General features: G+C 64.4%; 22 protein-coding genes. 12 read left to right on the top strand and 10 right to left on the bottom strand.

Annotated features, from left to right (window positions below; genetic code table 11):
* The coding region (locus AC1D0P_RS04210) for an ABC transporter ATP-binding protein (protein WP_477675550.1) at positions 1-711 on the bottom strand (711 nt) is incomplete at its 3' end.
* 290 nt (positions 712-1,001) lie between these two features.
* Between AC1D0P_RS04210 and AC1D0P_RS04205 the strand changes: the two genes are divergently transcribed.
* The 5 genes from AC1D0P_RS04205 (at position 1,002) to AC1D0P_RS04185 (ending at position 5,746) form a co-directional block, all read left to right on the top strand.
* Positions 1,002-1,769, top strand: coding sequence for a DeoR/GlpR family DNA-binding transcription regulator (locus AC1D0P_RS04205; RefSeq protein WP_477675549.1), 768 nt, complete (start codon positions 1,002-1,004; stop codon positions 1,767-1,769).
* Between the two features lie 39 nt (positions 1,770-1,808).
* On the top strand, positions 1,809-3,302 hold the full coding sequence (glpK, locus tag AC1D0P_RS04200; RefSeq protein ID WP_477675548.1) for a glycerol kinase GlpK: 1,494 nt from the start codon (positions 1,809-1,811) through the stop codon (positions 3,300-3,302).
* A 63-nt stretch (positions 3,303-3,365) separates the two neighbouring features.
* Positions 3,366-4,541: an esterase-like activity of phytase family protein gene (locus AC1D0P_RS04195; RefSeq protein ID WP_477675547.1), complete on the top strand. Its 1,176-nt coding sequence runs from the start codon at positions 3,366-3,368 to the stop codon at positions 4,539-4,541.
* A gap of 6 nt (positions 4,542-4,547) precedes the next feature.
* Entirely contained in the window at positions 4,548-5,384 is an 837-nt protein-coding gene (gene proC, locus AC1D0P_RS04190; protein ID WP_477675546.1) for a pyrroline-5-carboxylate reductase, read from the top strand.
* A gap of 143 nt (positions 5,385-5,527) precedes the next feature.
* On the top strand, positions 5,528-5,746 hold the full coding sequence (locus AC1D0P_RS04185; RefSeq protein WP_477675545.1) for a hypothetical protein: 219 nt from the start codon (positions 5,528-5,530) through the stop codon (positions 5,744-5,746).
* Positions 5,747-5,817: 71 nt separating this feature from the next.
* Here the strand turns inward: AC1D0P_RS04185 and ubiA are convergent, their stop codons facing one another.
* The 4 genes from ubiA to recG form a co-directional block, all read right to left on the bottom strand.
* Positions 5,818-6,693, bottom strand: coding sequence for a 4-hydroxybenzoate octaprenyltransferase (gene ubiA / locus AC1D0P_RS04180; protein WP_477675544.1), 876 nt, complete (start codon positions 6,691-6,693; stop codon positions 5,818-5,820).
* On the bottom strand, positions 6,694-7,206 hold the full coding sequence (locus tag AC1D0P_RS04175; RefSeq protein ID WP_477653837.1) for a Dps family protein: 513 nt from the start codon (positions 7,204-7,206) through the stop codon (positions 6,694-6,696).
* Between the two features lie 91 nt (positions 7,207-7,297).
* Positions 7,298-8,296 (bottom strand): hydrogen peroxide-inducible genes activator, encoded by a 999-nt coding sequence (locus tag AC1D0P_RS04170; protein WP_477653838.1) that lies wholly within the window; start codon positions 8,294-8,296, stop codon positions 7,298-7,300.
* 57 nt (positions 8,297-8,353) lie between these two features.
* Complete coding sequence (gene recG / locus AC1D0P_RS04165; RefSeq protein ID WP_477675543.1) at positions 8,354-10,504, bottom strand: ATP-dependent DNA helicase RecG; 2,151 nt, start codon at positions 10,502-10,504, stop codon at positions 8,354-8,356.
* Positions 10,505-10,760: 256 nt separating this feature from the next.
* Here recG and queA point away from each other — a divergent pair, with 256 nt between their 5' ends.
* From queA to AC1D0P_RS04135, 6 genes are read left to right on the top strand one after another with little or no spacing between them, the layout of a single operon-like run.
* The gene (gene queA, locus AC1D0P_RS04160) at positions 10,761-11,822 is read left to right on the top strand and encodes a tRNA preQ1(34) S-adenosylmethionine ribosyltransferase-isomerase QueA (protein ID WP_477675542.1); all 1,062 of its coding nucleotides are present in this window, start codon (positions 10,761-10,763) and stop codon (positions 11,820-11,822) included.
* A gap of 22 nt (positions 11,823-11,844) precedes the next feature.
* Positions 11,845-13,008, top strand: coding sequence for a tRNA guanosine(34) transglycosylase Tgt (gene tgt / locus AC1D0P_RS04155; RefSeq protein ID WP_477675541.1), 1,164 nt, complete (start codon positions 11,845-11,847; stop codon positions 13,006-13,008).
* Positions 13,008-14,246, top strand: a complete 1,239-nt coding sequence (locus AC1D0P_RS04150) for a glycosyltransferase family 9 protein (RefSeq protein ID WP_477675540.1) — start codon at positions 13,008-13,010, stop codon at positions 14,244-14,246. Before tgt ends, AC1D0P_RS04150 begins: the two co-directional genes overlap by 1 nt.
* A 13-nt stretch (positions 14,247-14,259) precedes the next feature.
* On the top strand, positions 14,260-14,793 hold the full coding sequence (locus AC1D0P_RS04145; protein WP_477675539.1) for a GtrA family protein: 534 nt from the start codon (positions 14,260-14,262) through the stop codon (positions 14,791-14,793).
* Complete coding sequence (locus AC1D0P_RS04140) at positions 14,780-16,543, top strand: ArnT family glycosyltransferase (protein WP_477675538.1); 1,764 nt, start codon at positions 14,780-14,782, stop codon at positions 16,541-16,543. The genes AC1D0P_RS04145 and AC1D0P_RS04140 overlap by 14 nt, the downstream gene beginning before the upstream one ends.
* Positions 16,544-16,587: 44 nt before the next feature.
* Positions 16,588-17,376 (top strand): C40 family peptidase, encoded by a 789-nt coding sequence (locus AC1D0P_RS04135; protein WP_477675537.1) that lies wholly within the window; start codon positions 16,588-16,590, stop codon positions 17,374-17,376.
* Between the two features lie 12 nt (positions 17,377-17,388).
* Here the strand turns inward: AC1D0P_RS04135 and AC1D0P_RS04130 are convergent, their stop codons facing one another.
* Positions 17,389-17,862, bottom strand: a complete 474-nt coding sequence (locus AC1D0P_RS04130; RefSeq protein WP_477675536.1) for a hypothetical protein — start codon at positions 17,860-17,862, stop codon at positions 17,389-17,391.
* 227 nt (positions 17,863-18,089) lie between these two features.
* Here AC1D0P_RS04130 and AC1D0P_RS04125 point away from each other — a divergent pair, with 227 nt between their 5' ends.
* Positions 18,090-19,094, top strand: coding sequence for an aldo/keto reductase (locus AC1D0P_RS04125; RefSeq protein WP_477675535.1), 1,005 nt, complete (start codon positions 18,090-18,092; stop codon positions 19,092-19,094).
* A gap of 13 nt (positions 19,095-19,107) precedes the next feature.
* Here the strand turns inward: AC1D0P_RS04125 and AC1D0P_RS04120 are convergent, their stop codons facing one another.
* The 4 genes from AC1D0P_RS04120 to AC1D0P_RS04105 form a co-directional block, all read right to left on the bottom strand.
* Positions 19,108-20,523, bottom strand: coding sequence for an FAD-binding oxidoreductase (locus AC1D0P_RS04120; RefSeq protein ID WP_477675534.1), 1,416 nt, complete (start codon positions 20,521-20,523; stop codon positions 19,108-19,110).
* A 92-nt stretch (positions 20,524-20,615) separates the two neighbouring features.
* Entirely contained in the window at positions 20,616-21,944 is a 1,329-nt protein-coding gene (locus AC1D0P_RS04115) for a hypothetical protein (RefSeq protein ID WP_477675533.1), read from the bottom strand.
* A gap of 40 nt (positions 21,945-21,984) precedes the next feature.
* Positions 21,985-23,013, bottom strand: a complete 1,029-nt coding sequence (locus AC1D0P_RS04110; RefSeq protein WP_477675532.1) for a serine endopeptidase — start codon at positions 23,011-23,013, stop codon at positions 21,985-21,987.
* Between the two features lie 37 nt (positions 23,014-23,050).
* Positions 23,051-23,863: a DUF2145 domain-containing protein gene (locus tag AC1D0P_RS04105; protein WP_477675531.1), complete on the bottom strand. Its 813-nt coding sequence runs from the start codon at positions 23,861-23,863 to the stop codon at positions 23,051-23,053.
* Positions 23,864-24,016 lie beyond the last annotated feature (153 nt).

Below are 24,016 nucleotides of genomic sequence, written 5' to 3'. Positions count from 1 at the left end.
GTTCATGGGCGGGTCGCTGAAGGCGCGCGCCACGCGCAGTGACTGCGGCGCGTGGAAGACCTCGGCGGTGGGACCGTATTGCAGCAGCTCGCCGCCATCCATCACGGCGGTGTAGCCGCCCAGCAGCAGGGCCTCGCCCGGCTCGGTGGTGGCATAGATGACCGTGGAGTCGCCGGCGGCGAACAGCTGGGTCAGCTCTTCGCGCAGTTCCTCGCGTAGCTTGTAATCCAGGTTGACCAGCGGCTCGTCGAGCAGCATCAGCGGTGCGCCCTTGGCCAGCGCACGCGCCAGAGCCACGCGCTGCTGCTGCCCGCCCGAGAGCTCGGCCGGGTAGCGGTCCAGAAACATGTCGATGTGCAGGCGCGCGGCCAGGCTGCGCACTTTCTGCTCTATGTCTTTTTCGCCGCGCAGCTTGAGCGGCGAGGCGATGTTGTCGGCCACACGCAGCGACGGGTAGTTGATGAACTGCTGGTAGACCATGGCGACGTTGCGCTCGCGCACCGGCATGCCGGTCACGTCGGCCTCGTTGACCCGCACTTTGCCCTGCGTGGGAACGTCCAGGCCCGCCATGATGCGCATCAGGCTGGTTTTGCCGGCCTGCGTGGCGCCCAGCAGGACCGTGACTTCCCCGCTGCGCGGCGCCAGGCTCATGTCGTAGAGCCACTGCTCGGCGCCGACTTTTTTGCTGATCTGGTCCAGAGTCAGCTGCATTACGCCCCTCCCCCGCCCGGCAGGAGCTCAGAGGGGCCGCTCCGCGCGGCGGCCGGGGCCACAACAGCCAAGGAATTGAAGGTGCTCAACAAGAAAAACTCTCCTCGCAAAACAAATGGACGAAACTTGGTGAAGTTCGGTTTTTTTCTATTTTTCTTCCTTTGTGATTGTTTYATCTAATTGTTTTCCCTTATCTGTTTCCTTTTGTTTCGATATAAAGTTTCTTTCAGGCCTTTCCTCCGTCATCCTTTAAGTCCTTTTAACTCCCGACATCCCAAACCCGGATCCGCGTGAACTCCAATCCCAGGCAAATCAAGCTTCTTGACGTGGTCCGCGCCCACGGCTCGGCCTCCGTCGAGCAGCTTGCCGACAAGCTCGACGTGACCCTGCAGACCGTCAGGCGGGATGTGCAGCGCCTGTCCGAAGCCGGCTTGCTGACGCGCTTTCACGGCGGCGTGCGCATGCCCAGCTCCACGATTGAAAACATCGCGCACCGCCAGCGCGAAAGCCTCAACGCCGAGGGCAAGGCGCGCATCGCCCGGGCCGTAGCCCGCCGCATTCCCAACGACTGCTCGCTGATCCTCAACATCGGCACGACCACCGAAGCCATCGCCAAGGCCTTGCTGAGCCACAAGGGGCTGCGCGTCATCACCAACAACCTCAATGTGGCGGCCATCCTCTGCGGCAACACCGATTGCGAGGTCATCGTGGCCGGCGGCGTGGTGCGCGCACGCGACCGCGGCATCGTGGGCGAGGCGGCGGTCGATTTCATGCGCCAGTTCCGCGTCGACATCGCCGTGAYCGGCATTTCGGGCATAGAGCCCGACGGCTCGCTGCGCGACTTCGACTATCGGGAGGTCAAGGTCGCGCAGACCATCATCGAGCACGCCCGCGAGGTCTGGCTGGCCGCCGACAGCAGCAAATTCAACCGCCCGGCCATGGTCGAACTGGCCAGGCTCTCGCAGATCGACCGGCTCTTCACCGACACGCCGCCGCCCGAACCCTTCCCGGCCCTGCTGGAGGAAGCGGACGTCAGCTGCGAGGTGGCCCATTCCTGAACGCCCGCGCGGCCGGGCAGTTTTCATACACTCCAGCGCATGACCTATCTCCTCGCCCTTGACCAGGGAACCTCCAGCTCCCGCAGCATCGTGTTCGACGAACACGGCCATATCGTGGCCCTGGCGCAGCAGGAGCTGCCCCAGATCTACCCCAAGCCAGGCTGGGTCGAGCACGACCTGACGGARATCTGGCGCACCCAGCTGGCCACGGCGCGCGAGGTGCTGGCCAAGGCGAACATCAAGRCCGCCGACATCCGCGCGCTGGGCATCACCAACCAGCGCGAAACCACCGCGCTCTGGAACCGCAAGACCGGCCAGCCGGTCCACCACGCCATCGTCTGGCAGGACAGGCGCGCCGAAGCCACCTGCGCCGCCCTGCGCGAGCAGGGCAAGGAAAGCCTGATCCAGTCCAAGACCGGCCTACTGATCGACGCTTACTTTTCCGGCACCAAACTCAAATGGCTGCTCGACAACGTGCCCGGCGCGCGCGCGCAGGCCGAGCGCGGCGAACTGGCCTTCGGCACCATAGACAGCTGGCTGATGTGGCAACTCACCGGCGGCGCGCTGCACGCCACCGACGTCAGCAACGCCTCCCGCACCATGCTGTTCAATGTGCACACCAACCAGTGGGATGCCGAGCTGCTGGACTTGCTGGGCATCCCGGCCTCGCTGATGCCCACCGTGCTGCCGTCCAGCGCGCATTACGGTGAAGTCCGGCCTGAGCTGCTGGGCCATGCCATCGCCATCGGCGGTGTTGCCGGCGACCAGCAAAGCGCCCTCTTCGGCCAGGCCTGCTTCAAGGCCGGCATGGCCAAAAACACCTATGGCACGGGCTGCTTCATGCTGATGCACACGGGGGGCCAGTTCCAGACTTCGCACAACGGCTTGCTGACCACCAGCGCAGCGCAGGCGACCACGCAAACCCAGTTCGCCATCGAAGGCAGCGTGTTCGTGGGCGGCGCCGTGGTGCAGTGGCTGCGCGATGGCCTGCATGCCATCAAGGGCAGCGCCGAGGTGCAGGGGCTGGCTGAAAGCGTTCCCGACTCGGGCGGCGTGATGATGGTGCCGGCCTTCACCGGCCTGGGCGCGCCCTACTGGAAACCGGATGCGCGCGGCACCATCACCGGCCTCACGCGTGGCACCACGGTGGCCCACATTGCGCGCGCCGCGCTGGAAAGCATCGCCTACCAGAGCGCCGCCCTGCTGCAGGCCATGAGCCGGGACGCGGTCAGCGCTGGCGCCGCGCCCGTGGCCGAGCTGCGGGTGGACGGCGGCGCCTGCGTCAACGACCTGCTGATGCAGTTCCAGGCCGACCTGCTGGGCATACCAGTGATACRCCCGGCCGTGATCGAAACCACCGCGCTGGGCGCCGCCTACCTGGCGGGGCTGTCCAGCGGCGTCTACGGCAGCACCGACGAGCTGTCGGGCATGTGGCGCGCCGAGCGCAAGTTTTTGCCCACACTGGGCGCCGACCGCGCAGCGGAGCTCATGGCACGCTGGGAGCAGGCGGTGCGGCAGACCGTCTTGCAATAGCGAATAGGCGAATAGCGCGGGCGCTGTCACATTCCCCACAAGCGCGGCCGCTAGACTGGCGGCATGAGCCTCCCTGCCACCTCCATCTCCAGGCGCCGATTGGTCCTTGGCGCCGGTGCGGCCGCCGTGCTGGGCCTGGGCGGTTGGGCAGCGCGGCCCGCAGCCGCCCAGCCCGTCCGCACACGCTTGCGCCTGATTGGCGAGTCCCGCTTTGCCCACCGCCTGCAGTTCCAGGGCACCACGGTGGGCGGGCTCTCGGGCATTGACTACGACCCCGCCAGCGGCCTGTATTACCTGGTCAGCGACGATGCTTCCAACATCAATCCCGCGCGGTTTTACACCGCACGCATCGCGCTGGACATGAACAGCTTGGGCCAGCCGGAATTGCTGGGCGTCACCCCCCTGCGCCCATCCGATGACGGCACGTATGCGGCAGCCTTGCGGGGCGTCCAGGCTCCCGACCCGGAGGCGATCCGCTGGCGCCCCGGCAGCCAGACCTTGCTGTGGACCAGCGAAGGGCATTYCTTGACAGGCGTGGCACCGGAGCTGCGCGAAAGCCGGCTTGACGGCACGCTGGTTCGCGAATTTACGCTGCCGCCCATGTTTGAGTTTCATCTCATCCGGGGGCCGCGCGTCAATCTGGCGCTGGAAGGCCTGGCGCTGACACCCGATGACAAGACTGCCTGGATCGCCATGGAAAACGCCTTCCGCCAGGATGGACCCGTACCCACGGTGAAAGCGAAGGGCGGTCCTTGCCGCTTCACCCAAATTGACCTTGCCAGTGGGAAAGCATTGCGGCAAATTGCGTATGTGCCCGACGCCATTCCGCGCGCACCTGTCGCGCCGGCCTCCCAGGCCGACAACGGCGTGGTGGAAATCCTGATGCTCGATGCCGACCGCATGCTGGTGCTGGAGCGCGCTTATATGGCCGGCTGGGGCACGCAAGCCGGTAACTCACTGCGCCTGTACCTCATCGACACGCGGCAGGGTTCCGACACGCTGGCAACGCCCGTCCTGCAAGCTGGCGCTTATCGCGCGGTGGACAAAACACTGATCGCCGACTTCTCGGCCTTCATCGGCCCGGGCGACGGTCCCCGGCTGGAGCGCCTGGACAATACGGAAGGCATGGCCTGGGGGCCGGTGCTGCCCAACGGAAACCGCAGCCTAGTCTTCATTAGCGACGACAATTTCAGTTCCCGGCAAATCAGCCAGTGGCTGGCCTTTGAATTTTTGGACTGACAACGCATGACTTCCACTTCCCGCGCAAACACCGAACACATCGCCTTCGTAGGCGGCGGCAACATGGCCAGCGCCATCATCGGCGGCCTGATCAAGCAGGGCTTGCCCGCCGGCCAGATCCAGGTGGCCGAACCTTTCGCCGAGCAGCGGGCCAAACTCACGCAGCAATTCGGCGTGCAGGTCCACGAAGGCCCTGGCGCCTGGCTGGCCGGCGCCGGCCTGGTCGTCTGGGCCGTCAAGCCGCAGGTCTTCAAGGAGGCGGCGCTGCAAACGCGCTTTCACACCAAAACCGCGCTGCACCTGAGCGTGGCGGCCGGCGTGCGCTCGGGCAGCATCGCGCACTGGCTGGGCACCGAGCGCGTGGTGCGCGCCATGCCCAACACGCCGGCGCTGGTCGGCAAGGGCATGACGGCCCTGTTCGCGCGCGAGGCCGCCACCGGCGCCGACAGGCTGGCGATTGAAAAAGTGCTCAAGCCCACGGGCGCCACCCTGTGGCTGGCCGAAGAAGCCCAGCTCGACGCGGTCACCGCGCTGTCCGGCTCTGGCCCGGCCTATGTGTTCTATTTCATCGAGGCCATGATCGAAGCCGGCACCGACATGGGCCTGCCGCCCGCGCAGGCGCGCCAGCTCGCGATCGGCACGTTTGTGGGCGCCTCCGCGCTGGCGCAGGCCTCGGACGAGCCCCCCCAGGAGCTGCGCGCGCGGGTCACCTCCAAAGGCGGCACCACTTACGCTGCGCTGACATCCATGGAGCAGGACCGCGTCAAGATGCAGTTCATGCGCGCCATCCACGCCGCCCGGCAGCGTGCCGCCGAACTGGGCGACGAATTCGGCGGCGCCTGAGCGCGCACAGCCCCCGCGGGCGCGTCAACCGCCCGGCCGGGGCAAACGTTGAACACGGGCGTACGTGCAGCTTGTCTTGATCCACCCTGTGGGACACCCCGGCGGCATCCGCTTCACAACTTTTCCAACATCCGGAGCTTCACATGAACAAACTTCTGTCCACCCTCATCAGCGCAGCCGTCCTCGCCATGCCCCTGGCCGTGATTTCCACGTCCGCATCGGCCCAGGCTCCTGCCGCAGCACCTGCAGCAGCCCCCGCCGCCGCGCCAGCCGCCGCCCCAGCTCAAAAGGCAGCGCCTGCCACCAAGGCAAAGGCCAAGAAGACCAAGCGCAAGGCCAAGGCCAAAAAAGCCGCCGTCTGATCAGCCTCAGCTGACGCAAAAAAGCCCGCTTCAAGCGGGCTTTTTTATGGGCGCTTTCCGGACTTTGCGGGTCAGCGGCCCAGGTAAGACAGCACGATGCCCGCGAACACCGCGAAGCCCAGCCAGTGATTGAGGCGAAAAGCCTTGAAGCAGTCCTCACGCTCACGCTTGCGGATCAGCCAGCCATGCCACAGGGCCTGCAGCAAGGCCGCAGCCATGGCAATCCAATAAACGGGCGACTGCCCCACCGCACCCGCCAGGGCCCAGGCCCAGATCACCAGGTAAGCCAGGTAGCACAACATCACCGCGGTCACATCAAAACGGCCCAGCGTGATGGCCGAGGTTTTCATGCCTATCTTGAGGTCGTCGTCGCGGTCCACCATGGCGTATTCGGTGTCATAAGCCACCACCCAGAACAGATTGCCCAGCAGCAGCACCCAGGCCAGCAACGGCACACGTGACTGCACGGCGGCAAAAGCCATGGGAATGCCAAAACTGAAAGCCACGCCCAGCACCGCCTGCGGCATGGACACATAGCGCTTGGCAAATGGATAGGCCAGCGCGATGGCCAGCGCGGCGAACGACCAGGCGATGGTGGCGCTATTCGTGGTCAGTACCAGGCCGAAGGCCAGCAGCGCCAGCACCGCACCCACCGTGAGCGCCTCCCGCACCGACACCGCGCCGCTGGTGACCGGCCGCTGCGCCGTGCGCTTGACGTGGCGGTCAAAGTCCCGGTCGGCCACGTCATTGACGCAGCAGCCCGCGCTGCGCATCAGGATGGTTCCCAACGTGAACACCACCACCAGATGCCAGCCCGGAAAGCCGTGCGAAGCCACCCACAGAGCAGACAGCGTGGGCCACAGCAATAACAACCAGCCCGCCGGGCGGTTCCAGCGGATCAGTTGCAGGTAGAGATCGAGTTTTTGCTTCAACAAGCCGGAGGGCATTTACTCTTCGAGCAGGGAACGCAGCATCCATGCCGTCTGCTCATGCACCGTCAGGCGCTGCGTCAGCAAATCGGCCGTCGGCTCATCGCTGGCCTTGTCGGCCAGCGGGAACAGTTCGCGTGCGGTGCGTGCCACGGCTTCATGGCCTTGCACCAGGATGCGCACCATTTCCAGCGCCTTGGGCGGCACCACCGGCACGTCGGGAATCGAGGCCAGCTTGCTGAATTGGGCATAAGAGCCCGGCGCGGGATGGCCCAGCGAGCGGATGCGCTCTGCCACCGGGTCGACCGCGGCCCAGAGTTCGGTGTACTGCGTCATGAACATCAGGTGCAGCGTGTTGAACATGGGGCCCGTCACGTTCCAGTGGAAGTTGTGGGTGGTCAGGTAAAGCGTGTAGGTGTCGGCCAGCAGGCGACTCAGGCCCTTGGCGATCGCCGCGCGGTCTTTTTCACTGATGCCGATGTTGATGGAAGGCGCGGATTTTCCGGCAGCTTTGGCGGATGGCTTGGCCATGGTGTTTCCTTTTTTTAAATTCAGGGATAACTTTAACGAAATCGGGACGACGGCCGCAACAGCCGCCGTCAATACCCGTCATAGCCGGGATTCAAGACAGGCGGATGACGCCGGGCAGTTCGCAGGCGTAGATGGCGTTGCGCAGCGCGGCGATGGCTTCATAGCGCGTGAAGCTGCGCCGCCAGGCCAGCACCACGCGCCGGCTGGGCACATCGCCGTCGAAGGGCAGGTATTTGATGAATGAAGGTTGCTCTGCCGCCACCTTGCCGCGGGCTGGGGCGGTTTTTCCCTTCACCGCCTTTTTGGCGGCGGCCTGCTCGGCCAGCGCTTCCTTGGGCACGCCCAAGCGGGGCACCAGCGTAATGCCCATGCCGGCCGCCACCATGTGTTTGATGGTCTCCAGCGATGAGCCCTCAAAGCTTTTGCTGATGCCCTCGGCGCTGCTGGAAAAGCGCGCGAACTCGGGGCAGACCTCGAGCACGTGGTCGCGAAAGCAGTGGCCGGTGCCCAGTAGCAGCATGGTTTCTTTTTTGAGCTCTTCGGCGGTCACGCCCTTGCGCGCGGCCAGTGGATGGGCGCTGGGCACGGCCGCCATGAAAGGCTCGTCATAAAGCGGCGCGATCGCCAGGTTGGCGTCGGGGAAGGGCTCGGCCAGGATGGCGCAGTCGATTTCGCCGGTGCGCAACTCTTCGAGCAGCTTGACGGTGAAGTTTTCCTGCAGCATCAGCGGCATCTGCGGCGTCTTCGCGATGGCCTGGCGCACCAGGTCTGGCAGCAGATAGGGGCCTATCGTGTAAATGACCCCCAGGCGCAGCGGGCCGGCCAGCGGGTCCTTGCCGCGCTTGGCGATTTCGCGGATGTTGTCGGCCTGCTCGAGCACACTCTGGGCCTGGCGCACGATCTCCTCGCCCAGCGGCGTGACGGTGATTTCATTGGCATTGCGCTCGAAGAGCTTGACCTGCAGCTCTTCTTCGAGCTTCTTGATGGCCACGCTGAGCGTGGGCTGCGAAACGTGGCAGGCATCGGCGCCCTTGCCAAAGTGCTTTTCCCGGGCCACGGCGACGATGTATTTGAGTTCGGTCAGCGTCATGGGCTTATTGTGCTGCTTTTCTCAATCGCCGTGCCACGCAATGGCGCTCAGGCCCTCTCAAGCCTTCAGGTACTCGGCTTTGCCGCCCAGCCAGCGCAGGATATGCCGGTGCGCGAGCTCCGCATGCCGGTCCAGCATGGTGGGCGCCAGGCCGCGCGCCCAGGCCAGCAGCTCGGTGTCCGTCGCCAGGTCGGCAAAACGCAGCAGGGGCGCGCCCGACTGCCGCGCCCCCAGGAACTCGCCCGGCCCGCGGATTTCGAGGTCGCGCCGGGCGATCTCGAAGCCGTCATTGGTTTGCGCCATGGCCTTGAGGCGCTCGCGCGCCATCTCGCCGAGCCGGGGCGCATCGCCCGTGGAGTACAGCAACACGCAGGCCGAAGCCGCCGCCCCGCGCCCAACCCGGCCGCGCAGCTGGTGCAGCTGGCTCAGGCCGAAGCGCTCGGCGTGTTCGATCACCATCAGCGAGGCATTGGGCACGTCCACGCCAACCTCAATGACCGTGGTGCTGACGAGCACGCCCATCACTCCGCTGGTGAACAAGGCCATCACGGCCTTCTTTTCAGCCAGCGGCATGCGCGAATGCAGCAGGCCCACCATCACGCCGGGCAGGGCCGCGCTCAAGGCTTCATGGGTCTGGGTCGCGTTGACCAGGTCTATGGATTCACTTTCCTCGATCAGCGGGCAGACCCAGTAGATCTGCCGCCCTTCGGCCAGCTGGCCGCGTATGCGCGTGATCACCTCGTCGCGCCGCGCGTCGCTGACCACCTTGGTCACGATGGGCGTGCGGCCTGGCGGCACCTCGTCGATGGTGGAGACGTCGAGGTCGGCGTAATAGCTCATGGCCAGGGTGCGCGGAATCGGCGTGGCGGTCATCATGAGCATATGTGGCTCTTCGCCGCCTTCGGTCATCTTGCTGCGCAGGGCCAGGCGCTGCGCCACGCCGAAGCGGTGCTGCTCGTCGATGATGGCCAGGGCCAGGTTTTTGAACTTGACCTTGTCCTGGATCACGGCGTGCGTGCCCACCACCAGGCCCGCGTCACCGCTTTCGATCATGGCCAGCATCTCGCGCCGCTCCTTGGCCTTCTGGCTGCCGGTCAGCCAGGCGGTCTTGATGCCCATAGGTTCCAGCCAGCCGATCAACTTACGGAAGTGCTGCTCGGCCAGGATTTCGGTGGGCGCCATCAGCGCGCACTGCCAGCCCGCGTCTATGCAGCGGGCCGCGGCCAGCGCCGCCACCACGGTCTTGCCGGCGCCCACATCGCCCTGCAGCAGGCGGTGCATGGGGAGGTTTTTCTTCAGGTCCGCTTCGATTTCGCCGCACACGCGCTGCTGGGCGGCGGTGAGCCGGAAGGGCAGGCGCTCCAGCAACTGCTCCTCCAGCGTGCATTGCGGCCCGCGCACGGCAGGGCCCGTGAGCGCCGGGGCGCGCATGGCCGCGCGTATGCGCCTGGCCTGCAGCTGCGACAGCTGCTGGGCCAGCAGTTCCTCGGCTTTCAGGCGCTGCCAGGCCGGGTGGCTGCGGTCTTCCAGCGTGGCCAGCGACACGTCGGGCGTCGGGTGGTGCAGGAACTGCAGCGCCTCGCGCAGGCTCCACAGGGGTTGCGGCAGGCTTTTGCCCAGCACCTCCTCAGGAAGGGTCTCACGCAGGTCGGCGCGGAACAGTCCGCTGAGCACCGCCTTGCGCAAATAGTTCTGGGGCAGGCCGGCCACCGTAGGGTAAACCGGTGTCAACGCGCCCGGCAGCTCGCCTTCGGCCAGCCTGAAACTGGGGTGGATCATCTCGCGACCGACAAAACCGCCACGCATCTCGCCGCGCACGCGCACGCGCGCGCCCACGCTCAGCGTTTTCTGGTGGGCCGGGTAGAAATTGATGAAGCGCAGCACGCAGTTGTCGCTGCCGTCGTCCACCGTCACCCTGAGTTGCCGGCGCGGGCGGAATGCGATATCGCTGTGTGTCACCACGCCCTCGATCTGCACCAGGTCGCCGTCGCGGGCGTCTGCCAGGCGCACGATGCGGGTTTCGTCCTCATAACGCAGGGGCAGGTGAAGGGCCAGGTCAATGTCGCGGCGCAGGCCCAGCTTTTCGAGGGCTTTCTGGGCCGGCGATTTGGCCGGGGCTTTTTCAGCCCGAGGCTGGGGCGCGGCCTGCTCCCCGGCCGCGGCCTCTGGCGGGGCGGTTTTTCGGGCGGGAGCACCAGGTGGCGACATGGGACAATTGTGCCGTCAACCTAGAAGCCGCAGTTGACCGCTTGCCAACCTCTCAGAATCCGTTTGAATACCGTCGCCCCTCCCTTCGCTGGCACTCAGCTTGTGCATAACAACGCTATGCACCCGATTGCGCCACCCGCACGCCACCATGCGGCGTTGCTCCGCCTTGTGGGCAACAGCCCACAGCGTTGTCGCGCCTTGCCTGGCACCGCGCGGGCAGCACACTCGGGCGCATCCAACTACGGTTTCTAGGTTTATGAAAACGCATTTCAGCCTCAGCGATTTTGATTTCACGCTGCCCGAAGAACTCATAGCCCAACACCCCGCCGCCCAGCGCAGCGCCTCGCGCCTGCTCGACGGCCGGGAAGACCCGCCGGTGGACCGGCGTTTCACCGAGTTCCCCGGCCTGCTGCAGCCGGGCGACCTGCTGGTCTTCAACGACACCAAGGTCGTCAAGGCCCGGCTCTTCGGCCAGAAGGCCAGCGGCGGCAAGCTGGAGTTGCTGATTGAGCGGGTGCTGTCGCCGCATGCTGATGTAGGCCACGAGGTCGCCGCCCACATGAAGGTCAGCAAAAAGCCCCTGCCGGGCGCGGTGCTGCAAATGGACGGCGGCTTTACTGCCACCTTGCTCGGCCGCTGGCCTGAAGAAAGCGGGCCGCTGTACCGCTTTCGCCTGAGCAGCGACCCTTACGCCCTGATGGCCCAGCACGGCCACGTGCCGCTGCCGCCTTACATCACCCATACGGATTCCGCCGACGATGAGCAGCGCTACCAGACGGTGTTCGCCAAAAACCCCGGCGCCGTGGCGGCGCCCACGGCCGCGCTGCATTTTGACGAGGCCGTGCTGGCTGAACTGGAGGCGCGCGGCGTCCGGCGCGCCAGCGTGACCCTGCACGTGGGCGCGGGCACCTTCCAGCCCGTCAAGGCCGAAAACATCGCCGACCACACCATGCACTTTGAGCGTTTTGAAGTGCCCCAGGCGACGCGGGAGGCCATCGCCGCCTGCAAGGCGCGCGGCGGCCGCGTGGTGGCCGTGGGCACGACGACGGTCCGCGCGCTGGAGTCCCACGCCAGATTCGGCCCCGAGTGCAATGACACCAACATCTTCATCACGCCGGGCTTTGAGTTCGCCGTGGTCGACATGCTGCTGACCAACTTCCACCTGCCCAAAAGCACGCTGATGATGCTGGTCAGTGCGTTTTCGGGCTACGAGCACATCATGGCGCTGTACCGCCATGCAATCGCCGAGCGTTACCGCTTTTTCAGCTATGGCGACGCCATGCTGCTGGAGCGTAAAACCCCTCCGGCACAGCCTTAATTACACCTGCGACAATCGCACGATGCTCGAATTTGAAGTTCTGAAGACCGACACCAGCCCGGACGACAAGGCCGGCGCCTACCTCGGCTCCTACGCCCGCCGCGGCAAGCTGACGCTGAATCACGGCGTGGTGCAAACCCCCATCTTCATGCCGGTCGGCACCTATGGCACGGTCAAGGGCGTGATGCCGCAGTCGCTGCACGACATGGGCGCGCAAATCATCCTGGGCAACACCTTCCACCTCTGGATGCGGCCCGGCCTGGACGTGATGCAGCAGTTCGGCGGCCTGCACAAGTTTGAAAGCTGGAGCAAGCCCATCCTGACCGACAGCGGCGGCTTCCAGGTCTGGTCGCTGGGCGAGATGCGCAAGATTTCGGAAGAGGGCGTGAAGTTCGCCTCGCCGGTCAACGGCGACAAGCTGTTCCTGACGCCCGAGATCTCCATGCAGATCCAGACGGTGCTCAACAGCGACATCGTGATGCAGTTCGACGAATGCACGCCTTACGACACCAAGGGCCACATCACCACCGAAAGCGAAGCGCGCAGCTCCATGGAACTGAGCCTGCGCTGGGCCAGCCGCTGCATCGCCGAGTTCAACAAGCTGGAGAACCCGAACGCCCTGTTCGGCATCGTGCAGGGCGGCATGTTTGAAAACCTGCGCCAGGAATCGCTGGAAGCCCTGGTCGAACTGAACCTGCCCGGCTACGCCATAGGCGGCGTGAGCGTGGGTGAGCCCAAGGAAGAGATGCAGCGCATCATGGCCCACACGCCGCACCGCCTGCCCGCGCACAAGCCGCGCTACCTGATGGGTGTGGGCACGCCCGAGGACCTGGTCGAGGGCGTGGCCGCCGGCGTCGACATGTTCGACTGCGTGATGCCCACACGCAATGCACGCAACGGCCACATGTTCACGCGCTTCGGCGATTTGAAGATCCGCAACGCGCGCTACAAGACCGAAGACCAGCCGGTGGACGCGACCTGCGGCTGCTACACCTGCAAAAACTTCTCGCGCGCCTATATGCACCACCTGGACCGCTGCGGCGAAATGCTGGGCCCCATGCTGTCGAGCATCCACAACCTGCACTACTACCTGAACCTGATGCAGGAAGTGCGTGATGCGCTGGACGCCGGCCGCTTCGGCGAGTTCAGCGCGCAGTTCCGCGCCGACCGGCAACGAGGCGTCTGATGAACATCAACCTGCAACGCTGGATAGACCGCTGGGCCGGCATTCCGCTGTGCGCGGCGGTTTCGGCCGTAGACGCCGTGGCGCGGCGCTTTCGCAAGGATTCCGACACCGCGCCGCGCGCGATTGTCGTGATCCTGCTGTCGGAAATGGGCAGCCTGGTGCTGGCCCACGAGATGTTCGCGCGCCTCAAGCAGCGCTACCCCGATGCGCCGCTGCATGCGCTGCTGTTCGGCAAGAACCGGGAAATCCTGGACCTCATGCAGGTGGTGGACCCGGCCAACGTGCACACGGTGGACGACAAGTCGCTGGGTGGCCTGCTGTCCAGCCTGTGGAAGGCGATCGGCGAGCTGCGCCGCGCGCGCGTCGACGTGGCGATCGACTGCGAGCTGTTCTCGCGCATCAGCAGCCTGCTCTCGTATGCCAGCGGCGCGCGCATCCGCGTGGGCTTTCACCGCCACACGCAGGAAGGCCTGTACCGCGGCTCSCACATCAACCGGCCCGTGCCCTACAACCCCTATCACCACATCAGCGCGCAGTTCCTGACGCTGGCGCGCGCAATTGATTCGACCGCCGTGCCCAAGTCCAAACTGCCGGCCAACCTGGCATCCGCAACCGCCAAGCCGCCGCCGCACGTGCGGCTGGAGCCGGCGCTGGTGCCAGGCATCCAGGCCCGCCTCGCGCAGGACTTTCCCGCGATTGCCGGCAAGCCGCTGGTGCTGGTCTACCCGGGCGGCGGCATTTTGCCGATACGCGCCTGGCCGCTGGATTCCTATACCGCGCTGTGCCAGGGCCTGGTGGCCGACGGCAGCGCCGTGGCCGTGATCGGCCTCAAGGACGACCAGGCGCTGGCGCGGCAGCTGGTGGCCAATGTGCAGGCCGCCTTCCCGGCCAGCCCGACCAGCGCCGTGATTGACCTGACCGGCTACACACGCTCGATTTCCGAATTGCTGGCACTGTTCCATGTCGCGCGCCTGCTGGTCACCAACGACGGCGGGCCGGGGCAGTTCGCGGCGCTCACGCCGATCTGGACGCTGATGCTTTTCGGCCCCGAAACCCCCGGCCTGTACGCGCCGCTCACGCCGCGGTGCCACTCCTTCTACAGCCAGTGGCCCTGCTCGCCCTGCCTGACCGCCTACAACCACCGCTCGTCCTATTGCGACGGCGACAACCAGTGCCTCAAAGTCATCGCACCCGACACCGTATTGGCCAAGGCGCGCGAGTGCCTGGCAGCCCCCTGACCCACACCCCCTGATGCCCACACTTCGATCCTTTGCCGAGGCCGTGATCCGGCGCCTGCCCGAGCGCCTGCAGCCCATGGTGCGCTGGCGCTTCATCAAGTTCGGCGTGGTGGGCGCCAGCGGAACGGTGGTCAACGTCGCGGTGCTGTACCTCGCGCAGGAGTTTTTGTTCAGCGGGATCGCGGACTTCCATGACCGGCTCAACTACTCCATCGCGCTGGCGATCACCGTCGCCACCATCAGCAACTTCTACTGGAACCGGCGCCTGACCTGGCGCGACCGCAAGCACGAAGTCCACCACTCGGCGCTGTTCCTGTTTTCCAAGTACGTGATGGCCGCCGGCCTGGCCATCGTGCTGCAGTCGCTGCTGACCAAGTGGCTGGCCCTGCACATGCACTACCTGCTGGCCAATGTGCTGGCCATCGTGCTGTCCAGCGTCTGCAATTTTGTGGCCAACGACCGCATGACTTTCCGCCGCCGCCGCGCCAAAATCGAGGCCGATGCCGCCGCGCACCCACCTCCCAACGATGTCCATGACAAGCCCTGAGCCCCTGAAAACACGCCTTCCCGCCCACCGTATCTGGATAGGGCTGGCCGTCCTGGTCGCCCTGGGTTACCTGTTCGGCCTGGGCGGCGACCACATCCCGCGCAACGGCGACGAGCTGGTCTACGCGCACATCGCGCGGCTGACGGCGGACACCGGCAAATGGCTGCCGCTGGTCAGTTCCTACGACTTCATGCGCAACACCAAGCCGCCCGTGCTGTTCTGGCAGGCCATGGTGGCCGGCGGCTGGGGCGAGCACTGGACGCTGCTCAACCTGCGCCTGCCCAGCATTGCCTACACCTGGGCCATCACCCTGATGACGGCGCTGCTGGCCTGGAAGATCGTCCAGGGCGAAACCGCACCGGCCGACCGCCGCCGCCACGCGTTGGCCATGGGCGCCATCGCTGCCATCGTCTACCTGTCTTTCTTCAGCACCTACCGCTACGGCCGGCCCTACCTGACCAGCGCGCCGGAAACCTTCTGGCTGTTCGGCGTGTTGTTCGCGGTTGCCTGGTCGCCGGCAAAACTGCTGGCCTCGCGCTGGGCGTTTCCGCTGCTGGCGGGCATCGCCATCGGCATCGGCTGCCTTTACAAGTCTTTTGTCATGGTGGTGCCGGTCGGCTTCGCGCTGGCGCTGTGCTACCAGCTTCTGGGTGCGCGCAAGGCGCCGTGGGATGTTTTCCGGCGCGGCATCGTGGTCGACGGCGTGAAGGTGGTCGCCATCTGCTTGCTGGCACTGGCGATTTTCGGCCTGTGGTTTGCCCTCGACCCGCAGCCGGGCGAAGTCTGGCGCGAGTTCGTCGTCGGCGAGAACGCCGGCAAGATGAATTCGTCAAAAGGCTACTTCGCCATCGCCTTCAGCGGCAGCAGCGGCATCCTGACCATCCTGACGGGCTACTACTCCAACGCGCTGTTCCTGTTGCCCGTCGCGGTCGGCTGCACCTGGGCCGCCTGGAAAGCCTGGCGCCAGCGCAAAGGCACCGGGCAAACCATCAGCGACACCGAAAAAGCCCTGTGGATCTGGCTGCTGGCCTTCGCGCTGGTGTTCATGGTGCCCACGCAGCGTTCCACGCGCTACCTGATTCCCGCCATGCCGGCGCTGGCGGTGCTGATTGCGTTGTACTGGGACCGCATTGCGCGCATCTGGTTCAGCCTGACCCTGGCGATMTGCCTCATAGGCGCGCTGGCCATGGGCCTGATCGGCTACGGCGGCGTGCGCGCCACGCAGGACGCGTGGCTGTTCTCACCGCTGTACTGGCTCTTCCTGGGCGTGCTGGCCGCCGCCTGCGTCGCGGGCATGTTCAAGCCCGGCTGGACCCGCCCCGTCGCCGCGCTCAGCAGTTTTGCGGTGCTGTTCGCGCTGGCCTGGGTCACCGCGCCGTTCAACGGCGACATGGGCCACTTCCGTGCGGAGACCAGCGCACTGCTCAAGGGCCAGGCCCTGTCGGTGCCCAGCAATTTCAACGGGCATTTCGAGCGCTACGAGTTCATCATCCCCGGCGCCAAAATTGTCCCCTACTTCGCCGCGCAGCCTGTGGACTACCAGGACGTCGACGCGCTCTTCAAGAACACCCGCTACGCGCTGGTACAGCGCCGCGCCGGGCAAAAACCCTGCGAGCAGTGCCGCGTCATCGACGAGCGCTGGGACCTGCGTTCGCGCCAGGACGAAAAAGAAGGTACGCTGGGCGCCTTCAAGTCGCCCGAAACCTTCTGGTACGCCAAAGAGTACCTGGTCGAACGCGCCGCGCCTTGATCACTCCCGATCCACCCTTGCAAAACTTCACCGAGGAAACACCCATGCCCCGATTCCAGAGACTTGCAGGGGCGTGGGCCCTGGTGGCCATGCTGGCGCTGGGCGGTTGCGCCACGGCCATCAAGCCGCATGAAACCAGCGGCGCACCCACGCTGGGTTTCCAGAACATGGCGCTCAACCCCGGCAATGGCGGGGAGCTGGTCGCCGCCGACGCACTGCAGCCGGGCGACATTATCCTGACAGCCGAAAACGGCCTGAACTCCGTCGGCATCCGCCTGATCACGCTCTCACCCGTGAGCCACGCGGCGGTCTACATGGGCAACCGGCAGATTGCGGAAGCCGTGGGATCGGGCATACGCATTCGCAGCGTGGATGCCCTGCTGCAAGACGAAGCGACGGTGGTGGCTTTTCGCCACCCCGACCTCACGGCCGGGCAGGCCGTCAAGATCAACACCTTTGTGGCCAGCCACGAAGGCAAGAAATACAACTACGTCGGTGTGATGCTGCAGGCCCCGTTCGCTCTGGAGCGGCGCATGTGCGAGCTGCCGCTGGTGCCGTCCATGGTGCGCGACTTCTGCATACGCGGCATCGCGGCCGTGCAGTTGGGCCTGGGGCGCAACGACCAGTTCTTCTGCTCACAGTTCATCCTGGAGGCCTACCGCAGCGCGGGCCTGCCGCTCACCGACGCCGACCCGCGCCTGATCAACCCCGGCGACCTGCTGCACATGCGGGAGGGCGACGTGCCCTCCATCATGATTCACAAGCCGCTGCGCTATGTGGGCCACCTTAAGGCTGCTCCGCAGGTGGTGGCTGCGGAGCAGCTGGAGCGGTAAGCCCCTAGGCGGTTAACCGCCCACGTGCATGGTGAACTGCGCGCCGTTGGACAGCTTGCACTGCCCAGTGCCCATGGTGGACGAGTTCATCTGGTAGCGGCAGCTGATGTAGTTGCCGCGGCTGCCGGATCCATTGGCCACGCCTTCGCGCACGGATGAACCCGCAATGCGTGTGGCTTCCCCATTAAAACTCTCACCGTTGATATTGGTGGTGAAGGTCCCGCGCCCGTTCATGTCGTTGGTCACCACCGCGCCCACCATGCCGTAGGCTTGGGCGGCATCATTCGACGGATAGAGCCGCGCCGCGAAGGTGGTGCTGGCCGGGATGGCCGGCGTGACGTACACCGTGGAAGTGACCGGCGGATGGCCGGGTTGGACCGGCACAACATAGCAGCCCGTCAGGGCCGTAGCGCCCAGCACCGCGGCGGCCAGAGCCGTGCGGCGCGTCAGGCGTGACAGGGAAAACAGGGAGGAATCAATCTTCATACATAACCCGAAGGCCCAAGCACATGCTTGTGGCCGCAGTGTGTGGCGGCCGGTCCAAAAGGTTGCATTAAAAGATACAAGATCATTCAATAGATACGAAAAGCATCAAAATCAGATACTTCACCGAAATTCCCGATACCAGCCGCCCGCGTAATAGCCGACGCACAGCGTAAAGATCCAGGCTCAGGCACCATCAAGCCATCCACCACTTTTCTGCCGTAAAGACCATGCAATACCGCCGCCTCGGAAACAGCAACCTCAAAGTCTCCGTCCTGTGCCTGGGCACCATGATGTTCGGCAAGCAGACGCCGCTTGAGGACGCGGCGCGCATCGTGGCATCGGCCCGCGAGCACGGGATCAACTTCATCGACACGGCCGACGTCTACAACCAGGGCCAGTCCGAGAAAGACGTAGGCCAGCTGCTGGCCGGCCAGCGGCAGCACTGGGTGCTGGCCAGCAAACTGGGCAACGCGGTCAGCGAGAACATCAACGAAAGCCACTACTCACGCCGCTGGCTGATCCAGCAGACCGACGCCATCCTGGCGCGGCTGCAGACCGATTACCTGGACATCCTCTACCTGCACCGCGACTACCACGAGGAAAACCTCGAGGAGGCGGTGCGCGCACTGGGCGACTTGATACGCGCGGGCAAGCTGCGCAGCTTCGGGCTGTCCAACTTCCGCGGCTGGCGCATTGCCGAGGTGGTGCGGCTGTGCAAGGAACTGGGTGTGCCGCAACCCACCGTGTGCCAGCCTTATTACAACCTGCTCAATCGCGGCCCGGAAGTCGAGATTCTGCCGGCCTGTGGCCACTACGGCCTGGGCGTGGTGCCTTACAGCCCCTTGGCGCGCGGCGTGCTCACCGGAAAATATCCACCCGGCCAGCCGCCGGCCGAAGGCACGCGCGCCGGCAGCGGCGACAAGCGCATCCTGGAGACCGAGTTCCGCGAAGAATCCCTGGTGATCGCGCAAAAGATCAAGGCGCGCTGCGAAGCCAAAGGCCAGGTCCCCGGCCAGTTCGCCGCGGCCTGGGTACTGGCCAACCCGCTGGTCAGCTCCGTCATCGTCGGGCCGCGCACGCTACCGCATCTGGAAGACGTGTACGGCGCGGTAGACCTGGTGCTGGACAAGGGCGACGAAGCCTTTGTCAACGAGCTGGTGGTACCCGGCCATGCATCCAGCCACGGCTACAACGACCCAGGTTACCCCTTCTTCGGCCGCGCGCTGCCCTGAGCCGGCATTGGCCTCAGATCCGGTACTGCGACCATAAGGTATTCGTGAACCGCGATGCTCCAATCTGTTGCCGCAGCGCGTTGAACATGGGTGCCTGCGGGTAAGCACGAAGAAATTGTTCCTGTGTCGCATGCAGCTGGTACGGCAGGTAGTAGCTGCCTTCATGCGACAGTGCCATGTCGATCATTGAACGGGTCCATTGCCCGGCATGTTGCTGCGCATGGAACGACACGCCCTGTTTATAGTAAATCACGAAGGAAAACACATCCTGCCTGGCCCAAGCCATCAACACCGCGCGGTCGGCCGGGGAGTGGCGTATTGAGACATTCACCGCGCCCGTGGGGGTCGATTGCAACAGGCTGGACATCTTTCGCGCGAAGCTTGCGAAGTGGCGCTCCGGGACAAAGCACTCCTGCAAAACATAGCTTGAAAAATCCCGGCTTGCGGGCTCAAGCTGTGCAACATCAAGGCTGGCCTCGTAGTTGCGCCACACCACGGCCGGCTTGTCCTCGATGGAAGCGGCTTTTTCACGAAGCGACGCCCCGCCAGGCAACTCCGTCATGGCCCAGAAGAAAAGTTTCTCTTTGGTGTAGGGGCGGCCCGGCGGCGTCAACCTCTCAGCGACGGTCAAGGGCTTGTCGGTCCGTGACCATGTGACGCAATGCGGATGGTCAAACCGGTCCGGGAATAAATCGGCGTTGTGCAATAGCGCATTCGGGTTGGACTGGACTTTTTCGCGAAACCAGTCCGGATAGTCCTCAATGGGAACGCGGCTCGTCGATCTTTCTATCCGGAAGTTTTCGTCGAGATTGAGCTCAACTTCCGTGATGACCCCGACTCCCCCGTACCCGCCCAGGGCGGCATGAAAAAGTTCTGAATGAGTTTGTCTGCTGGCCTCAATCACCTCGCCGTCAGGCAAGACGATCTGCAAGGCCCGGACGGAACGGCTGACAGACCCGTGCCCCACATAACGCCCATGGCAGTTCACCGACACCGAGCCTCCCACCGTGAAACTGGCGTAGCTCTGCATGGTCTGGACCGCCAGTCCCTGTGGGTCGATGATTGTTTGCAAATCACGCCACCGCATCCCAGCCTGGACCCTGGCGATTCGTTTGGCGGGGTCGATTTTCACCACGCCGTTCATCGCGCGCATATCCAGCTGCAAGCCGCCGTGAATGGCGGTCTGTCCCCCCATGCTGAACCTGCCGCCACCAACGCTCACCTGGCCTTGCCATTTCTTCAAGGCCTGCCGGACGTCATCGGTCCCCCGGATTTCCGCGATTCCAGCCGTCTTCACCGAGCTGAGGTGGGTGACATTGCACACACTCAGCGGATCGGCCGGACACTTTGCCTCGGCATTCAGTTGCGCCAGCGCCGCGCCGCCGGCAATAGCCGATAGCGCCCTCCTGCGTGATGGATCAAAGCGCATTTAGAACATATCCGAGAATAAAAAATAACGACGCTCCATGCGTGAGGAACGCGGGTGGAGGGACATATCCCAACAAGGTTTGATTTTTAAACTTAGAAAAAATCTGTTTGATGAGCCACAAGTGAGCGCTCGAATTCGTTGACTGCACCAAAGGTAGGAAACTGAGGCGCCATCTGCCGGCCCAGGTCCCAGCTGCGCCATGCGCGCGGCATGTCGAAGCTGCCAATCAAACTGTCTCCTAAATCTTTGTAAACGCCGGCGATACAGGGGTTGATCGTGAGCACCTCCAAAAAGAGCTGCCTGGCAACCGGGTCACCCAGCATGGCGCGATGATTGGCTTCAAAAATTTTGAGGACATGGGCCTTTGCAGGCGCTGCCAACTGGAGTTCCTGAAATACTTTGATCGCGCTGGGCAGGCTTTCCTTCGTTTTGTGAGACAAAGCCTCACCCAACTTCTTGACCGCAGGGTCCGATGACAGCAGCGCCTTTTGCTCGGGCGTGAGCGGCGCAATTCCCTCTCCGGTCATCAAAGCCCACTCGATGCTGCCCAGGTAAGCGTCCAGCAAGCGAGCTTCACGCCAAGCGGCTACCAATTCCGTTTTGCTGCGCTGCCTGGCAAGCACGCACTCTGCGTTGGTCATGAGCGCGGCCTGGTCCAGTACCCGATCGACAGGATCCGTCGAAGCAGAGACAGGGCGCAGAGGAAAGGCCATGAGGTCCAGGGGCTTTTCATGAAGCGGCTGAACCGACTTCACCACAAAGCGGTGGGTACTGACACCCGCCTGGCGTGTCACCAACTCGAACTGCGAGGCGATCGTCTGATTTTTAGCCAAGGCCGCCAGAATCTGCGGGTGGCCTCCATAGACATAACGCATGAACTGGGCAAACATGATCGCCTCTTTGGGTGATACGGAACTGCCCCGCAAACTCCGGCGAAACAAAACACCAGACGAACTGGAAAACACTTCTTCGTCCCCCTTCGTGGTGACTTGCAGGGCAGGCGATGATTTGTCTTGTATCGACAAGGCATGTTCGTTGTCGACCGGGCCCTTGGCCTGTTGATCGATCTTCGCCGCGGCTAGGACTTTGTCTATCGAAATACGATTGCGAAGCTCAAGCACACGAAAACCCACCGTGTCATAAAGCGAGTATTCCACTCTTGTTTTTGTGAGGTGATCGATTACCACCCGCCGGCGCTTGTCAAAGTCGTAAACGCTGGTTTGTTGGGCTGAATTCACCACAAAGTAGTTTTCAGCCAGCGTCACATTCAAAACAGCATGGCTATCGGCAGGTGTGTTTTTACTGCCCTTTTCCGCCTCGACGTGGCTGTTGACCTCCAACGCCACGCTCACATCGGCATGCACCGAAGACATCATCAAGAAACACAGTGCGGTCAAGCTGTAACGTTGTAATGAATTCATAGGTGGCAGGTGGTTTCGGTTTCAAATTACGGACAAGCTCTTAATTGGCACCGCAAGCGTGGCAGAACCTGGCGAAGGCGCTCTTGCGCGTGGAGCACGTCGCACAACGGTCGAACAGGCTGATACCGCAGTGCGGACAAAAATCGATCTCCGGATTTTTCAGGTCCACAGCCCGCTCGCAGCCGGGGCACACGCTTTTTGACAGGCGCGTGAGCGCTGTGTCGTAGCTCAGCTCCTCGCGGCGCTGCGCGTCTGGCAGTTGCTCGGTGAGTTTCTGCTTTTCGAGGTAGCGGTTCAGCGCGATGATGGCCTGCCGGCCCACCAGCGCCGTGACGGCAATGCCCACGATGTAGCGCACATAGCCGCCATAGCTTGGCAGGTAAGGCACCAGCTCGACGAAGAAGGCGAACACCGCGAAGAAAATAAAGCCCCAGACAAAAGGCCAGTACGTTCCCTTGCGTTTTTTCGCGAACAGCCAGCCGGCCGCCACCAGCAGCGGAAGCGTCAGGGCCAGGCGGTACAGGAAGACGCGCAGTTCCACGCGCCGGTATTCCGCGCTGAGCAGCACTTGCGCGGCATCCTCCATCTCCCTGAGCTTGCGGCGCTCGCGGGCCGCGCCCTGGCGCGCATCGAGCGCGGCCTGCTGCTGGGCTTCAACGGCGACGCCGGCCGCGCGTTCACGGTCTTTGAGCACATCCAGCGCCCGCGTGCGCGACAGCAGTTCCGGGTCCTGGTCGGCCAGCTGCGTGGCGTGGCGGGTGGACAGCCAGTTGTTAAAGGTCTCGCGTGCCGCAGCCGAGTCAGCCTGCGCCATCCGGCGCTTGAGCTGGGCCTGCTCGAGCGCGGTCTGCGCATCCTGCCCGGCGCGCTCGGCGGCCTTGATGGCGTTGCGCAGCGCGGTTCTGGCGTTCGCATCCATGTAGTCGTCAAGCGAGAGCTGCTTCTCGACCTTGGGCAGGTCGCCCACCACGGTGCCGCCCAGCCCGACCAGGAAGCCGGCGAACACAAAGGCCACCACCCAGAGRCCACGGTGCATCCATTTTTCCGTCAATCGCAAAGTATTGGCCATGCTTATCTCCGTTTCATGGGGATGACGGGCGCGCGGGTCACAGCTTGACGACCGTCACGGGCTTGCCATCCGTCATGCGTGCCCGTTGCAGCCAGTCAAAGACCGAATCCACCGTGACGGTTTCAATGCGGTCGGAAAAGCGCTTGTCGTTGGGATGGTCGTCAAACGCGACGTTCGCCGCGGTCATGCGGCCGCCCAGCCGGGTCAAGGGCCCCAGCTTGAGCGCCGTGGGCTCATAGCCCTTGAACTGCAGCCAGGCTTGCGCTTTCTCGCGTGTCGTCACGCCAGGCTCCGCGGCGGCGGCCATGGTTTCAATCGCCCACTGGTTGGATTGCTGGTATTTGCGGCCCCAGGCGTAACTCACGATGCTGTAGGGCTTGTGATGCATGGTTGTGAGCCGCGCCGGGTCCTGCAGCAAGGCCAGCAGTTGCGCCTGGACCTGCGGCGAAGGCGCGACCCAAGCCGCCTCGAAGCGCCACAAATCGTCAAGGAAGAACTCGCCCAGCCCCTGGCGGTAAACCGCCGAGTCGCTGGTGCCGCAGGTATTGAGCTTGTGCACCACGCGCCAGGTCATGCCGCCCTGCCCGTCGGGCAACTGGTAGGCCAATCCAAGGTGCGAATAGCGCACGCCGTATTTGCTAAGGTCTTGCCCGGCCCGCGCCAGCAGCACGACTTTTTCACCGCTGGCGTTGAGCGAGGCCAGGGTTTTTTCTGCCAGCACCATGGCGCGCTCGACGGTCTGGGGCGTGGTCTTGCGGGCTTCGCAGGAACGCCCGGCATGGGCGGCCGGCGCCGCGCCGAGGACGGCAGCCGCAAGCAACAAGGGCAAAAGAGATTTGAAGATTTTCATGGTGTGGCGCCGTTTACTGCGTCAGGCGTTCGTTGTGCAACAAGGCTCTGCCCAACGCATTGGGAATAAAGGCGATCGCCTCCCCCGCTGCCGACAGCACCACACCCGCACCCACCACGCTGACCACCACCACCGTCCCGGCCACCATGGATA

It is taken from the genome of Polaromonas sp. P1_G2, from assembly GCF_056405515.1.
This window is presented reverse-complemented; position numbering and strand designations above follow the sequence as displayed.

Excerpts from the sequence above, each read along its gene's own strand:
- queA (WP_477675542.1), top strand. The coding sequence starts at position 10,761 with ATGAAAACGCATTTCAGCCTCAGCGATTTTGATTTCACGCTGCCCGAA.
- AC1D0P_RS04170 (WP_477653838.1), bottom strand. The coding sequence starts at position 8,296 with ATGACGCTGACCGAACTCAAATACATCGTCGCCGTGGCCCGGGAAAAG.
- AC1D0P_RS04145 (WP_477675539.1), top strand. The coding sequence starts at position 14,260 with ATGCCCACACTTCGATCCTTTGCCGAGGCCGTGATCCGGCGCCTGCCC.
- AC1D0P_RS04135 (WP_477675537.1), top strand. The coding sequence starts at position 16,588 with ATGCCCCGATTCCAGAGACTTGCAGGGGCGTGGGCCCTGGTGGCCATG.
- proC (WP_477675546.1), top strand. The coding sequence starts at position 4,548 with ATGACTTCCACTTCCCGCGCAAACACCGAACACATCGCCTTCGTAGGC.
- AC1D0P_RS04125 (WP_477675535.1), top strand. The coding sequence starts at position 18,090 with ATGCAATACCGCCGCCTCGGAAACAGCAACCTCAAAGTCTCCGTCCTG.
- ubiA (WP_477675544.1), bottom strand. The coding sequence starts at position 6,693 with ATGCCCTCCGGCTTGTTGAAGCAAAAACTCGATCTCTACCTGCAACTG.
- AC1D0P_RS04175 (WP_477653837.1), bottom strand. The coding sequence starts at position 7,206 with ATGGCCAAGCCATCCGCCAAAGCTGCCGGAAAATCCGCGCCTTCCATC.
- tgt (WP_477675541.1), top strand. The coding sequence starts at position 11,845 with ATGCTCGAATTTGAAGTTCTGAAGACCGACACCAGCCCGGACGACAAG.
- AC1D0P_RS04130 (WP_477675536.1), bottom strand. The coding sequence starts at position 17,862 with ATGAAGATTGATTCCTCCCTGTTTTCCCTGTCACGCCTGACGCGCCGC.
- AC1D0P_RS04120 (WP_477675534.1), bottom strand. The coding sequence starts at position 20,523 with ATGCGCTTTGATCCATCACGCAGGAGGGCGCTATCGGCTATTGCCGGC.
- recG (WP_477675543.1), bottom strand. The coding sequence starts at position 10,504 with ATGTCGCCACCTGGTGCTCCCGCCCGAAAAACCGCCCCGCCAGAGGCC.
- AC1D0P_RS04105 (WP_477675531.1), bottom strand. The coding sequence starts at position 23,863 with ATGAAAATCTTCAAATCTCTTTTGCCCTTGTTGCTTGCGGCTGCCGTC.
- AC1D0P_RS04185 (WP_477675545.1), top strand. The coding sequence starts at position 5,528 with ATGAACAAACTTCTGTCCACCCTCATCAGCGCAGCCGTCCTCGCCATG.
- AC1D0P_RS04115 (WP_477675533.1), bottom strand. The coding sequence starts at position 21,944 with ATGAATTCATTACAACGTTACAGCTTGACCGCACTGTGTTTCTTGATG.